The organism is Furfurilactobacillus curtus (assembly GCF_045862785.1).
Classification (GTDB): domain Bacteria; phylum Bacillota; class Bacilli; order Lactobacillales; family Lactobacillaceae; genus Furfurilactobacillus; species Furfurilactobacillus curtus.
This window is the reverse complement of record NZ_BQXO01000001.1, coordinates 551859-566319: the sequence shown is the minus strand read 5'-3', so window position 1 is coordinate 566319 and position 14461 is coordinate 551859. Positions and strand designations below refer to the sequence as shown.

Genomic DNA, 14461 nt, shown 5'->3' with positions numbered 1-14461 from the left:
ACTAGTTGTGAAGCAAATTTATTTAGATAATGCGGCGACGACCCCGATGAGCGATGAAGTCATTGAAACGATGATGGACCAAATGAAGAATGACTTTGGCAACGCCAGTTCCGTGCATTCTTTCGGTCGGGCAGCACGGGCCGTGTTAGATGATGCTCGCCACGTCATGGCACAAAGTATTAATGCGGATGATAATGAAATTGTGTTTACGGCGGGTGGTACGGAAAGCAACAACACCGCCATCACCCAAACGGCGCTGGCTCGTCAGAAATTAGGTAAACGCATCATTACGACGGCCATTGAGCATGAGTCAGTGATGAAAACCACTGCTTGGCTAGCGACTCAAGGATTCGATATTGTCTATTTACCTGTGAATGCGGCAGGAGAAATTAACATGGCCGATTTGAAGGCCGCCTTAAATGAAGACACGATCCTTGTGTCGATTATGATGGGAAATAATGAAGTTGGCTCGACCATGCCGATCCATGAAATTGGTGAATTATTGAAGGACCATCAGGCTTGGTTTCATACGGATGCAGTTCAAACCTTTGGCCTACTGGATATTGATGTGAAACGTGATCATATTGATTTGCTATCTACTTCGGCGCATAAAATCAATGGTCCCAAGCAGATGGGCTTCTTGTATCGTCGTGAAGACCTTAATTTTCCTAGTTTTATGAAGGGTGGCGACCAAGAAGATAAGCGCCGAGCCGGTACAGAGAATATTCCAGCAATTGCTGGATTTGCCACGGCAGTCAAGGCGATTACATCGACAGAGAAGGCGGCGCGTCAGGCTAAATATGCCGGTTTTAAACAGACGGTTATCGACGGTTTAACAAACGCCGGCGTTGATTTTGAAGTTAACGGTAGTTTGCAACCGGAGAATTTACAACACGTCTTGAATTTATGGATCAAAGGTGTCGAAAATGACGTGACGTTAACTAACCTTGATTTAGCGGGAATTGCTGTCTCGGCGGGTTCTGCTTGTACGGCGGGGTCTATCGATCCCAGTCATGTTTTAGTTGCGATGTATGGCGAAGATCAGCCGCGGGTCATGCAATCCATTCGTTTGAGCTTTGGCCGCTATACAACCAATGAGGATTTACAAGCCTTTGTTCAAGCCATTGTGATGATGACTAAACGTTTGCAGGCGCACAATGTAACGATTCATGATTAATTTTAGGAGATGAGACCTCGATGGCTTTCCAACAAGAAGTACAAGTGGCTGGTGATCCTCAAGTTTATGCATTAAGTACTGAATTAAAGCGGTATACGTTACGCGATTTAGGCTTTCGCGAAACCAACGCTGGTGGATTTTTGCTTGAACGGCCGCTGGACGCAAGTGTGGCTTTAGCACGCGCGATCAAACTTAGAATGTTAGTTAATAAGGATCTTTCTGGGTTTAAACTCAGTACGGTAAATCCCAGTGGAACCGGCAACGTGAACATTTTTACGAATGCAAACGCCGCTGTGTTGACAGAACAATATCAATTTCAAATTAATGACCTAATTGAACGAAAAGTGTTGCAAAAAGTTGCAGTCGATGCTTAAATGGGTCGTTTAAAACGTGGTAACCTGATGTGGGTTGGCACGTTTTTTGGGTTCAAGTTGGCCAGCGGTGAACCACGTTATACAAGTCCAATCTGACTTTGGTGCAATGACACCCCTAAAAGTTGCCGTCATCATGGTTCGCGCTCTTGCGTAAACGTGCTCACTAGGCCTGAGTCTTGTGCACAACCAACAACCACAACCGGGCAAACATCGCCCAATTGTGATTGTCCGTTGTTGCTCAGACTCAAAACGGCCTGGTTCGCGCTCTTGCGTAAACGCGCTCACCAGGCCTGAGTCTTGTGCACAACCAACAAGCACAACCGGGCAACCACCGCCCAATTGCGATTGTCCGTTGTTGCTCAGACTCAAACCGACCTGGTTCACGCTCTGACTTGAAAATAGTAAGTACACCGCGGTATACTGGTGGAACTGATAATTGCGACCTTCAAATCGTTGATTCTCAGAATCTATTTGAAATGATGGTGAGACCATGGTTGATCAGACTATTGATCATTCGCACACGCGTGTTGTCGTCGGCATGAGTGGTGGGGTGGATTCGTCAGTGACAGCACTACTGCTAAAGCAGCAGGGCTACGATGTTGTCGGTGTTTTCATGAAAAATTGGGACGATACCGATGATAATGGCGTTTGTACGGCGACCGAAGATTATAAGGATGTAGCGCGGGTTGCTAATGAAATTGGCATTCCATACTACTCAGTCAACTTTGAAAAGGAATACTGGGACCGCGTCTTTACGTATTTCTTAGATGAGTACAAAAAGGGCCGAACACCAAATCCAGACGTTGTTTGTAACAAGGAAATCAAGTTTAAAGCGTTCTTAGATTATGCGTTGGAGTTAGGCGCTGATTACATCGCGACTGGTCATTATGCACGCGTGACGCATGATGTGGATGGTCACAGTCATTTATTGCGTGGCTTAGATAGCAACAAGGATCAAACGTACTTTTTGAGCCAGTTATCTTCTGAACAGTTGGACCGTGTATTATTTCCATTGGGTGATTATGAAAAGCCACAGGTGCGTCAAATTGCCGAAGAAGCTGGTTTGGCAACGGCTGAAAAGAAGGACTCTGTGGGGATTTGCTTTATTGGTGAGAAGAACTGGAAAGGCTTTTTGAATCAGTATTTACCAGCCCAAGAAGGTCAAATGATGACCTTAGATGGCGAGGTAAAGGGGACTCATTATGGCCTGATGAACTACACCATTGGTCAACGCAAGGGCCTGGGGATTGGTGGCCAAAAGGAAGGCGACGAGCCTTGGTTTGTGATTGGTAAGGACTTGAGTCAAAACATTCTGTATGTTGGTCAAGGTTTCAATAATCCCCACCTCTTGGCCACGAGCTTAAGTGCCTCTGATCTGAACTGGGTCAATGACGTGACCGACAACGATTTTCATGTCACCGCGAAATTCCGTTACCGGCAAAAAGATACTGGTGTCACAGTTCATCTAAATGAGGACCAAACGACTGTTACGGTGACATTTGATCAACCAGTTCGGGCGATTACGCCAGGACAAGCCGTCGTATTTTACAATGGCGACGAGTGCTTAGGTAGTGGCATTATTGATGCAGCCTATAATCAGGTTAAGCAACTCCAATATGTATAAGGCATGTTAGGCCAACAGTCACCAGCTTTCGGGAAATCGAAAGTGGTGGCTGCTTTTTTTGGATTGACAATGGACTTTAGGGTCACAGTAGTGCTAGCGCAACGGGTTTGATTTCCTCGTTAAAAATGGCATAATAAAAGCATTCAAACGCGAAGGGACGGGGCTGACATGACACGCATTTTTTTCATTCGTCACGGTAAAACGCAGTGGAATTTAGAAGGGCGCTATCAGGGCGCTAATGGTGATTCACCGCTATTACGGCGCAGTTATGAAGAAATTGCGTTACTAGCTGATTATTTAGCGGATGTAAAGTTTGCTCACGTGTATGCCAGTCCAATTAAACGAGCTCGTCTCACTGCCATCCACTTAATCAAGGGGCTCGCTCAACCATTGTCGCCCACTTTAGATTCTGGGTTACGCGAGTTTGAGTTGGGCAAGTTAGAAGGCATGTATTTTGAGGACGTGAAGGAACAATATCCCAAGCAGTACGATGGGTTTCGGTATCATGCCGATCGTTATGATCCAACGGTTATCGGTGGTGAAACATTTGCGCAGGTGATTGCGCGGATGGATCAAGTGATTTCTCGGGCTGTTGCCGCGCATCCTCAGGATGATGCCAATCTATTAGTGGTTTCTCACGGTGCGGCTTTGAATGCGGGAATCAATGGTTTATTGAATATTCCAATGTCACAAATGCGAGCCGCTGGTGGCTTGGCAAACACGAGTACGACAATTTTAGAATCAACTGATGGTGGCCAAACTTTCACCCAATTAGCACGTAATCTGACAGCTTATTTAGCAGAGCAACCAGATGCGACAAGTACCATTTAAGTAATGAAGCCATTTTTAAGAAAGGATGGGTGAGATGAGCGAGAAAGATGGGCAACAGGCGCAAGCAGCCGCCAGTGCCACGGTAAAGAAGCTAGTCAAAGCCATTGATGCCAATCCCCAGGATGCCCAGTTGATTTACCAACTAGCAACTGTATTAACAGAAATGCAAGATTACGAACAGGCCGAAGAGCTGTTAATGAAGATGTTAGGGCAATTTCACAGTGACCTAGCTGCCACTGATTTGCTCACGTATGGGTTAGGCAATGTGTATTATCAGGCTGCGGCTTATGACCAAGCGGCACAGATGTTTGCGAAAGTACAGACGGATCAACGTAAATTAGATGCCTATTTAATGTTGGCCGAAACCTACATGCAACAAAAAGACTACCAAAAAGCTTTTGCCTTTGCCTTGACTGTGCATGACCAACGGGCAACGGATCCAGCGGTAAATGCGTTATTAGGTGACATTCTGTTAGCAATGGGCAATTTTCATCAGGCGGCAGATTTTTACGATCAAGCGCTGGCGAAGCAGGCATCTGATGGGCAGTTGAACTTTAATCGTGGCTTAGTTGCGATGGCGTTAGGGCAAGATGAGCAACCATTTATGGCGCAGGCTAAAAAGTTAGATCCAGCGTATGTGGCCCAATCAGCCCAACGCATTAACGATATTGCGACGCTCATCCACAAGCATGAACCTGCAGATCATGATGAAGAACAGTAGGTGATCAATATGGCCACACAAGGGACACTTTTTGAGGAAAATTCAACTTTTGAACCAGATTACGTGGTCGGCAAAGTTGCCGCCATTTTTTTTAGCAGTCCTGACTCCTTTTATAAAGTTTTATTGGTGAGAGTGGATCACAGCAGTCTGGACTGGACGGATGACGAGGTTGTCGTGACCGGCTCTTTTGGGGATGTAGCAGAAGAGACGACATATCGATTTATCGGTAAAATGATTGAACATCCTAAGTATGGTAAACAATTTGCCGCCAGCAATTATGAAAATGAAACGCCGACGACGAAAACCGGTCTCGTCAAATATCTATCTTCGGACCAATTTCCAGGACTGGGCAAGAAGACTGCAGAACGGTTAGTAGATACATTAGGAACAGACCTAATTGACAAGATTATTGCGGACCCAGCAGTCTTAACATCACTGGGATTAAAGGCCGAGGTACGCGAACATTTGGTCTCGGTGCTGACGGAAAATCATGGGACTGATCAGATCATTATCGGATTGAATGGTTTAGGTTTCGGTAGTCAGTTAGCAGCGACGATTTTTGAAGCGTATCGACAGGATACGATGCGCGTTATTCAAGAAAATCCGTATCGACTGGCTGAAGATATCAATGGTGTCAGCTTCAAACGAGCGGATCAGATTGCCGAACAACTGGGTTTTGATGCAGATGCCCCTGGACGGTTACGAGCGGCCCTGCTGGAAACCATTACAAACCTGTGCTTTTCCGCTGGTGATACTTACGCGGCATTAACGCCGGTATTAAACGGGGCCACTTCGTTACTAGAGCAGGCACGTCCCGTGCAAATTTCACCTAATGATTTGGCAGATCAACTCTTAGCCTTAGCCAAAGATCAAAAAATTGTTGGGACCAAGCAACAGGTTTATTTAAAGTCGTTATACGATAGTGAATGGGGCGCCGCTGAGCAATTGGTTCGGCTCCATCAGCAGCAAGTAACCGTCGTTGATGACGACACGGATTGGAATCACGAGATTCGTTGGGTCCAAAAGCAATTAGATATTGATTACGACGCAGATCAAGTGGACGCTTTGAAGACGGCAATCACCGCACCTATTTCGCTACTGACCGGTGGTCCGGGGACTGGTAAAACGACCATTATCAACGGACTAGTGGCGCTTTTTGCACATTTACATGATGTTTCCTTGGATGTGAATGAATATGAGTCTGGCACTTTTCCCATTTTATTGGCGGCCCCGACCGGTCGAGCGGCCAAACGAATGAGCGAGGTAACTGATTTGCCAGCTAGCACGATTCATCGATTGTTAGGCTTGACGGGTCGCGAAACCAGCGATGCGGAAACGAGTGGACATGAATTAAGTGGCGGGCTGTTAATTGTCGATGAGATGTCGATGGTCGATACCTTCTTATTTAAGACGCTGATGGCGGCCATTCCAGACGGGATGCAAGTTGTTTTGGTCGGAGATCGCGATCAATTGCCATCAGTTGGGCCAGGGCAAGTGTTTGCCGATTTATTAAATTCCGCTTGCTTGCCGGCAACACAACTAACGACGATCTACCGACAGGCGGATGCCTCATCAATCATTCCACTGGCGCACGCCATTAAGGCCGGTCATTTACCTGCTGACTTTACCGTCAATCAAGCCGACCGAAGTTTTTTTGCGGCCGATCCCAACCAGGTTGTGCCGCTGATTAGTCAGGTGGTAGAACGAGCGAAAGCACGCGGATTTGCTAAAAGTGACATTCAGGTACTAGCTCCTATGTATCGCGGCGCTGCCGGAATTAATGCGCTCAATGCCGCTTTACAGACGATCCTTAATCCGCCGCGATCGGCGAAAACGAAACAATTAACGGCTCACGGTGAGCAATTTCGGATCGGTGATAAAGTTCTTCATTTGGTTAATAGCCCCGAACATAATGTATTTAATGGTGACATGGGCGAAATCGTGGGCATTGACTTAGCAAGTGATAAAACTAATGAAGACAAAGTCGATAAGCTAACCCTAGCTTTTGAACAGACGGAAGTTGAGTACACGCGCCAACAATTTGATCGGATCACACTAGCTTATTGTGTCTCGATTCATAAGGCGCAAGGGTCACAATTCAAATTAGTGATCTTGCCGCTGGTGCCTCAATTTCGGCGAATGTTACAACGTAATTTGTTATATACAGCGGTGACACGCGCCCAGCAATGGCTGATTTTGGTTGGCGACGAGCATTCCTTTAGTGAAGCGGCCCACAACGAATCCGCCAACCGCCATACGACATTACCTGAACGATTACGTCAAGTATTTGGTCAGTCGACGGAAACTGCAACAGAAAATCAGGCAACATCGAAAACGCCGAAGCGGGTTCAACTTGCTAATTCTGCTCCAATAATTCATGACGAACCAGCTGAGCGGGCGGGGACAGTTTTAACAACTGCATTAGTCTTGAGTGGTACAGTGGATCCAATGATTGGCATGGCGGGGATTACGCCAGCTTCATTTGCCGGGTCACGGACTGATACGCAGTCAGTGGACAATTAAAAACCGAGGGGAGAGGCAGATGGCACAGAATGCAACAACCGCAGCACAACAAGATACCGCCATTGCTGAGCACTGGCGGGTGAATACCGGTTTATTTTTAGCGGCGCAAAACTTTTTTCTGTTTGGTTCCTCTTCAGTTTTCTTTGCAATCCTGTGGTACATTGCCTTGAAGGCTTCATCAGGAACGTGGATGATGTTGGCTACATTGGCCCAGAGTTTACCGCAAATTTTGGTCTCTTTGTGGGCCGGCGTGTGGGCTGATCGTTGTAATCGACGTAATTTATTAATGTGGGCAACTGGCATGGTTACGGTGGTGACGTTGGGCATCGCTTTGATGTTTTATTTTGGGTGGCGCGATTTGTGGTTGTTGCTTCTAATTGCAGCCGTTCGTTCGTTAGGCACCGGGGTTGAGATGCCGGTTGGGAACGCTTTATTACCGCAGTTAGCGCCGCGAGCTCAACTGACGCGGATGAATGGGTTAAATCAGTTAATCAACGCCGGCTTACTACTCATTACTCCAATTGTGTCGGGGCTTATTTTAAGTCGTTTGGGGATTATCTTCATTTTCGTCGTCGATGTTGTCACGGCCTCGATTGGTTTACTGCTACTAGCTGGAATTCGAATTGCGCCCAGTGTGGTGGCCTTTCAGAAAAATAGCGCAGGGATGGTAACATCTACCTTGGCTGAAATTGGCAGCGGCCTACGCTTCACGTTTGCACATGGTTTCATGCGCTGGTTTATGATCCTAATCGCCTTATCCTTTGTGTTGATTGCGCCAAGTTCACAGTTATCGACATTATTTGTGAAGCAAACCTTTGGCAGCAAGGTCATGTTGCTGACGTTAAACGAATTGTTATGGACGGCAGGAGCCACGCTTGGGGGTATTTGGATCAGTAGCCACCACCAATTACCCCATAAAATTCGAATCATTGCCGTCGCATTAGGCGTTTCTGGCGTAGCCTTTGCGGCAATGGGCATTGCACGACCATTCGCTTGGTATCTGTTCTTCATGTTTATCAGTGGCATTGCGATGCCGATTATCACTGCCACTAGCAATATCCTGATTCAAGAAGCGGTCACACCCAACATGATGGGCCGGGTTTTCTCAATTTTTCAAATTGTCTCGACAGGCATTTATCCTATTGCCATGTTATTCTTTGGTCCCTTAGCGGACGTGGTTGCGATCAAATGGATCTTCATGGCTAGTGGACTGGTCTTAATCGTCGTCGCCTGGTACTTCAACAGGGTCCTCCAACGAATTGGCGCACCGGGTCGTGAGGATTAATCGGTGAGCTCGGGCGCAGGTGGCGTGACTCACGCTCTAATGTAAACGTGTTCGCCATCACTGAAGACTGTGCACAACTAGCAATCACTACCGGGTGAAGCCCACTCGTCCATGATTTCCAGTTGTTGCTCGGACTCAAACCAGTCTTACTCACGCTCTGGGGGGGTGTTCACCCTCGGTTTTTTTTGCGATAATAGGCATATTGAACAAAAGCAGTGGAGGCAATCATGAGCGAACAACACACCAATGGTGATATTAAACTATTTGCATTAAACACAAACCGCGCGTTGGCTGAAAAAATTGCAGCCTCAATCGATATTCCGTTAAGCCCTGCGACGATCAGCACATTTGCCGATGGTGAAATTGCGATCAGTATTGACGAAAGTGTTAGAGGTTGTGAAGCGTACGTCATCCAATCCGTTAGTGATCCAGTCAACAGTTCCTTTATGCAAGTAATGATCATGGTGGATGCATTACGTCGGGCTAGTGCAGGACAAATTAATGTGGTCTTGCCTTATTATGGTTATGCACGCGCCGATCGCAAGGCTCGCTCTCGAGAACCAATTACGGCTAAGTTGGTCGCTAATTTTTTGGAAATCGATGGCGTAGATCGCGTGTTGACCCTTGATCTACATGCCGAACAGGTCCAAGGCTTCTTTAACATTCCGGTGGACCATTTGTTAGCAGCACCATTATTGGCAAAATATTTCTATACTCATGATTTATTAGATAATGTGGTGGTTGTCGCCCCTGATCATGCCGGCGTGTCACGGGCTCGCAATTTTGCAGAATTGTTAAAGGCTCCCATTGCGATCATTGATAATCGCTCTGAAGATAAATTTGATCCAGAACCTGACTCTATTATTGGTGATGTCCAAGACAAAAATGCGATTATCATCGATGACATGATCGATACGGCGGATCGGATGGCTTTGTCCGCCAATATTTTAAAATCCGGCGGTGCTAAACACACATATGCGGTGGCCACACACCCGATCTTTTCAGGCAATGCGGCGGCCACTTTGGCTAATTCACAGCTAGATCGAGTGATTGTGACGGATTCAATTGGGGTGCCAGTTGAAAAGGCGTTTGATAAGCTTGTTGTGATTTCAGTCGCTGATCTGATGGGGGAAGCCATTATGCGGATCCATAATAATCAGCCCGTTGACGAACTTTTTATCAGTAAACAAAATCCCGATGTGAAATTACGGTGAGGGTTGTGATTTACATCGGTAATTGAAGAGATTCGCGCAAATCCAATCAGGATTTAGCGCGTTTTTTTTATTGGAGTTTCAAAAAAACGTTATAAACATTTTTTTACCTTAACTTGTCTAAATAAATCCCTACGCGCCTGATAACCCATCGGCGCGGAAATCAACCACTCGTTTTCATCTTTAAAATGAGCTAAAATAAATAATTGAATTGATTAGTTAAGATTTTGTCAGCAATTGACAGCACAGTGGCGAAGGGGGAGTAATAAGATGTATCAAGCAGATGAACAACGTTATAACAAAATGCCCGTTCGACGGGTTGCAGATACTGGGTTTATGTTGCCTGCCATCAGTTTTGGACTTTGGCGTAACTTAGGCGATCAACAACCATATGCCAATAGTCGAGAATTGATTTTGTCGGCTTTTGATCAAGGCATTTTTAGCTTTGATAACGCCTCAAACTACGGACCCAGTAATGGATCAGCTGAAGAAACGTTTGGCCGAGTTTTTGAGCAAGATTTGAAGCCTTATCGAAATGAGTTGGTCATTACAACCAAAGCTGGTTTCCACATGTGGCCTGGACCGTATGGTGAATTTTCATCACGGAAAACGCTGATGAACGCGTTGGATCTTTCATTGAAACGCATGCATCTGGACTACGTCGATGTCTTTTATATGCATCGTTTCGATCCCAAGACTTCATTAGAGGAACAGGTTGAAACATTGGATCTGATGGTACGGCAAGGTAAAACATTGTATGTCGGCATCTCTAATTTTGATGCAAAACAAACCGCGGCGATCACGAAGTTGTTTAAGGCTCATCACACACCATTTGTGGTGAATCAGAGCAGTTACAATATGATCAACCGAACTGTTGAAACAGACGGCTTATTAGATGTGTTACGAAATGATCAACGGGGCTTGGTTGCGTATGGTCCGCTTGCGGAAGGATTGCTCACGGATCGATACTTGCAAGGAATTCCTGATGACATGCCGATTCATTGGAGTAATCAATGGGCCTTGGATCAAGGCACGGATAGGTTAGTAAAGAAGCTCAATGATTTGAATCAAGTTGCTAGCGACCGGGGGCAAACCCTTGCGCAAATGGCGTTGGCCTGGTTATTGCATGACGATGTCGTGGCCAGCGTTGTGATCGGGGCTAGTCACATCGACCATTTATTGAACAATCTGAAAGCAGTCGATCAAATGAGCTTTACAGATGATGAATTAGCCCAGATCAATACAATTCTTGACCGATAAAAATAATTATTTTAATGAGAAACCAAAAATTAGTCTCATGATTTTCTCAACTTTCTCATTGACAGGTGATTTTCAATGCGCTACTATCTTAGTTAATTTCATGAAACCGAAACAATACGAACAGGAGAGTAGCCTTTGTAAAGCTATCCAGAAAGCCTGAGTTGCTGAAAACAGGCGAGTGGCGCAAAGACGAACATGGCCTGTGATTGGTTTCATCGAGCGCGTTGCGTAAGATGAAAATGACTTGGCGCCCATTATCGCGCACACCTTAACCAACTGGGGAGTTCTAGACCCCCAGGAGGCGTCGGTTGGTGAGAGACTAAATGTGAATTTAGTCTGAATTTAGAATGGTAACGCGGGCTGCTCGCTTCTAATCAATTTGATTAGAAGCGAGCTTTTTTAGTCGGCAAGTCATCATCGGTTGTCTTAATGAAGTGGTCATTAACGTCATGATTGATTTTAATTTAAGTGAAAATTGAGGAGGAACAGTGTGATGAATAAAAAGGCAAAACGGGTATTATTAAGTTTAACAGCGGTTTTTGCACTTATTTTGGTTCTAGCTGGTTGTGGGAAATCAACTAGTAAGCAAACGACGACCATTAAAGTGGGCATCGTCGGAACTGACGATGAAAAGATTTGGAAGCCGATTGCCAGCAAAGTTAAAAAGGATGGGATTAATTTAAAAATTGTGACATTCACAGATTACACCCAGCCCAACCAAGCCCTAAATGACAAGCAAATTGATATTAATGCCTTTCAGCACTACTATTTCTTGGATCAATGGAACAAGGCGCACAAGACAGACATTACCTCAGTGGGCAAGACTGTTGTTGCACCTTTAGGCTTGTTTAGCAAAAAGATTAAGAAGATCAGTGCGTTTAAAAAAGGCGATTCAATTGTGATCCCGAATGACGCAACGAATGAAGGCCGGGCCTTAAACCTATTGAAGAATGCCGGCTTGATCAAGTTAAACCACACAAAACTACCAACGACTAAAGATATTACTAGTAATCCTAAGTCATTAAAAATCACGGCGGTTGCTGCTGATCAAACACCGCGTTCATTAGATTCCGTCACTGCCGCCGTTGTCAACAATACATTTGCGGTTGATGCAGGATTGAACATCAAGCATGCGGTTTACGCTGAAAAGATTGATCAGAACGTTAAGCCTTACATCAATATCATTGCTGCGCGCAAAGCAGATAAAAATAAGCGAGCAATTAAAGAAATCGTTAAGGCTTACCAGAGCGAACGGAATGCTAAGCTTATTCAAAAAGACTTCCATGGCACCGAGTTGCCAGCATGGAATTTGAAGATTGCCAAATAATTTTTAATTAATCGCCAAGCCGGACCTACGATATCGGTTTGGCCTACATAGAACAAGCGAAAAACTTTTTAAATTAGTGTTTGTTTAACGAGAAAGGATATGAATTATGGCAGAAGCAACCCCGATGATCGAACTAAGCGGGATCGATGTGACATTTAAAGAGGCTGATCGAACGGTTTCAGCCGTTAAGCAGGTTGACCTGACCGTTAATAAGGGCGATATTTACGGTATTGTGGGCTATTCAGGCGCTGGTAAAAGTACGTTGGTCCGTGTGATCAATCAACTTCAACTACAGACCAATGGCACGGTCACTGTTAATGGCCAGCGGCTTGACCAGTTGCATGGCAAGGCTTTACGTCAAGCGCGGACGAAGATTGGCATGATCTTTCAACATTTTAATTTGATGAATGAAAGAACGATTGGCGACAATGTCCGTTTTCCACTATTGTTGGGAACGACGTTAAGCAAACAGCAGCAACTGGATAAAGTTGATGAATTATTGGCGTTAGTAGGTTTGTCTGATAAGAAGAATGACTATCCGGCACAGTTGTCTGGTGGTCAAAAGCAACGGGTCGCCATTGCACGTGCTTTGGCAAATGATCCAGAAATTTTAATTTCTGACGAGGCAACTTCTGCGTTGGATCCCAAAACTACCGGTTCTATTTTAGCTTTATTAAAGCGGCTAAATGAAACCTTAGGCTTAACAGTAGTGCTAATTACACATGAAATGCAGGCAGTGAAAGCTATCTGTAATCGAGTCGCGGTGATGCAAAGTGGTGAAATTATTGAGCGTGGCGATTTATTGACGATTTTTTCAAATCCGAAAGAACAGCTAACGCAAGAATTTATCGAAACATCAACGCAGGTTGATTCGGCACTGGCAAATGTCGTCTCACAACCACGGATTCAGCAACTGGGCGTTGATGAACGATTAGTTGTCCTTTCATATGCTGGGGCTTCGACTGATGATCCCTTAATTGCGCAGTTGTACGAGCAATTTAAAGTCACCCCGAATATCCTTTTTGGAAACGTCGAGATTCTACAGAAAACGCCGGTCGGTACGTTAGGCTTAGTCTTAAGCGGGACTGCAGTTGACGATGCGTTGGCTTATGTTAAAGGGCAAGGCGTTCACGTTCGTGTCATTGATGTGCCGAAATATCGAGCGGAATTGGCTAACAAAGCGGCCAAAGCAAATCGCGGGGAGGGTGACGCATGAATACATTAATTGCAAGCGGGTTCTGGACGTCATTGATGCCAAATGTGATCGCAAATAAAGACGTTTTCATTCAATCGACTTGGGAAACTATTTACATGACGTTGGTTTCCGGTCTAGTTGCTGGCATTTTAGGATTATTGATGGGAATTATTCTAGTTGTGACTGCTCCAGGAGGCATCCTTGCTAATCCCAGCATTTACTGGATTCTCGATAAATTGGTCAATATTTTTCGATCCATTCCATTCATTATTTTGTTAGCAGTGATTGCACCGTTTACACGACTGATTGTCGGGACATCAATTGGAACCACTGCGGCGCTCGTTCCACTAACGATTGGGTGTGCGCCATTTTATGCTCGGCAAGTTCAAAATGCTTTATTTGATGTTGATCGAGGGATTATTGAAGCGGCTGAAGCAGTGGGTGCTTCGCCCATGCAAATTATCTTTCGCGTGTATCTGCGCGAGGCATTGCCAGATCTCATTCGGACTTCTGTCGTGACAATTATTTCGCTGATTGGACTGACTGCCATGGCAGGTGCCATCGGCGGCGGTGGTTTAGGGAACACGGCAATTAGCATTGGTTATGACCGATTTGAAAATGATATTACCGTTATGGCCATGATCATCATTTTGGTCATCGTTTTCTTAGTTCAAATCGTGGGTGACTGGTTTGCCCGGCGGACAGATCATCGTTAAACTTCGCTCAGTTACAAGACTCAGCCATTTTTAGTCTGCTTTGGATCAATCTTGATGCTTTAACCGAGTGAATCGACAAGACCAGTCGCTGAAACTTCGATGAACGGATTTATTCGAACTTGATTGTAAATTATCTTTTAGTGAGTGACGTTGACAACAGGAAATTGCCAAATTGTGCGCAAACAGTTGGTTGTACTCGGCCATCATGGTAGACTGG

At 45.3% G+C, this 14461-nt stretch carries 12 protein-coding genes; all 12 read left to right on the top strand.

Going from position 1 to position 14461, the window contains the following annotated elements:
- The first annotated feature begins 7 nt into the window (after positions 1-7).
- The 12 genes from ACKTR2_RS02895 (at position 8) to ACKTR2_RS02840 (ending at position 14244) form a co-directional block, all read left to right on the top strand.
- A complete protein-coding gene (locus tag ACKTR2_RS02895; RefSeq protein WP_407882524.1) occupies positions 8-1177 on the top strand; it encodes a cysteine desulfurase family protein in 1170 nt (389 codons plus the stop codon).
- A 20-nt stretch (positions 1178-1197) separates the two neighbouring features.
- Positions 1198-1551: a cysteine desulfurase gene (locus ACKTR2_RS02890; protein WP_407882523.1), complete on the top strand. Its 354-nt coding sequence runs from the start codon at positions 1198-1200 to the stop codon at positions 1549-1551.
- Positions 1552-2041: 490 nt separating this feature from the next.
- Positions 2042-3175, top strand: a complete 1134-nt coding sequence (gene mnmA, locus ACKTR2_RS02885) for a tRNA 2-thiouridine(34) synthase MnmA (protein WP_407882522.1) — start codon at positions 2042-2044, stop codon at positions 3173-3175.
- A gap of 168 nt (positions 3176-3343) precedes the next feature.
- A complete protein-coding gene (locus tag ACKTR2_RS02880; RefSeq protein WP_407882521.1) occupies positions 3344-4006 on the top strand; it encodes a histidine phosphatase family protein in 663 nt (220 codons plus the stop codon).
- A gap of 34 nt (positions 4007-4040) precedes the next feature.
- Positions 4041-4727, top strand: coding sequence for a tetratricopeptide repeat protein (locus ACKTR2_RS02875; protein ID WP_407882520.1), 687 nt, complete (start codon positions 4041-4043; stop codon positions 4725-4727).
- 9 nt (positions 4728-4736) lie between these two features.
- A complete protein-coding gene (gene recD2 / locus ACKTR2_RS02870; RefSeq protein WP_407882519.1) occupies positions 4737-7250 on the top strand; it encodes an SF1B family DNA helicase RecD2 in 2514 nt (837 codons plus the stop codon).
- A gap of 19 nt (positions 7251-7269) precedes the next feature.
- A complete protein-coding gene (locus ACKTR2_RS02865; RefSeq protein WP_407882518.1) occupies positions 7270-8535 on the top strand; it encodes an MFS transporter in 1266 nt (421 codons plus the stop codon).
- A 227-nt stretch (positions 8536-8762) separates the two neighbouring features.
- Positions 8763-9749: a ribose-phosphate diphosphokinase gene (locus ACKTR2_RS02860; RefSeq protein WP_407882517.1), complete on the top strand. Its 987-nt coding sequence runs from the start codon at positions 8763-8765 to the stop codon at positions 9747-9749.
- A gap of 267 nt (positions 9750-10016) precedes the next feature.
- On the top strand, positions 10017-11006 hold the full coding sequence (locus ACKTR2_RS02855) for an aldo/keto reductase (protein ID WP_407882516.1): 990 nt from the start codon (positions 10017-10019) through the stop codon (positions 11004-11006).
- Between the two features lie 493 nt (positions 11007-11499).
- Positions 11500-12333, top strand: a complete 834-nt coding sequence (locus ACKTR2_RS02850; RefSeq protein ID WP_407882515.1) for a MetQ/NlpA family ABC transporter substrate-binding protein — start codon at positions 11500-11502, stop codon at positions 12331-12333.
- 106 nt (positions 12334-12439) lie between these two features.
- Positions 12440-13549, top strand: a complete 1110-nt coding sequence (locus tag ACKTR2_RS02845; protein WP_407882514.1) for a methionine ABC transporter ATP-binding protein — start codon at positions 12440-12442, stop codon at positions 13547-13549.
- Entirely contained in the window at positions 13546-14244 is a 699-nt protein-coding gene (locus ACKTR2_RS02840) for a methionine ABC transporter permease (RefSeq protein WP_407882513.1), read from the top strand. Before ACKTR2_RS02845 ends, ACKTR2_RS02840 begins: the two co-directional genes overlap by 4 nt.
- The last annotated feature ends 217 nt before the right edge of the window (positions 14245-14461 follow it).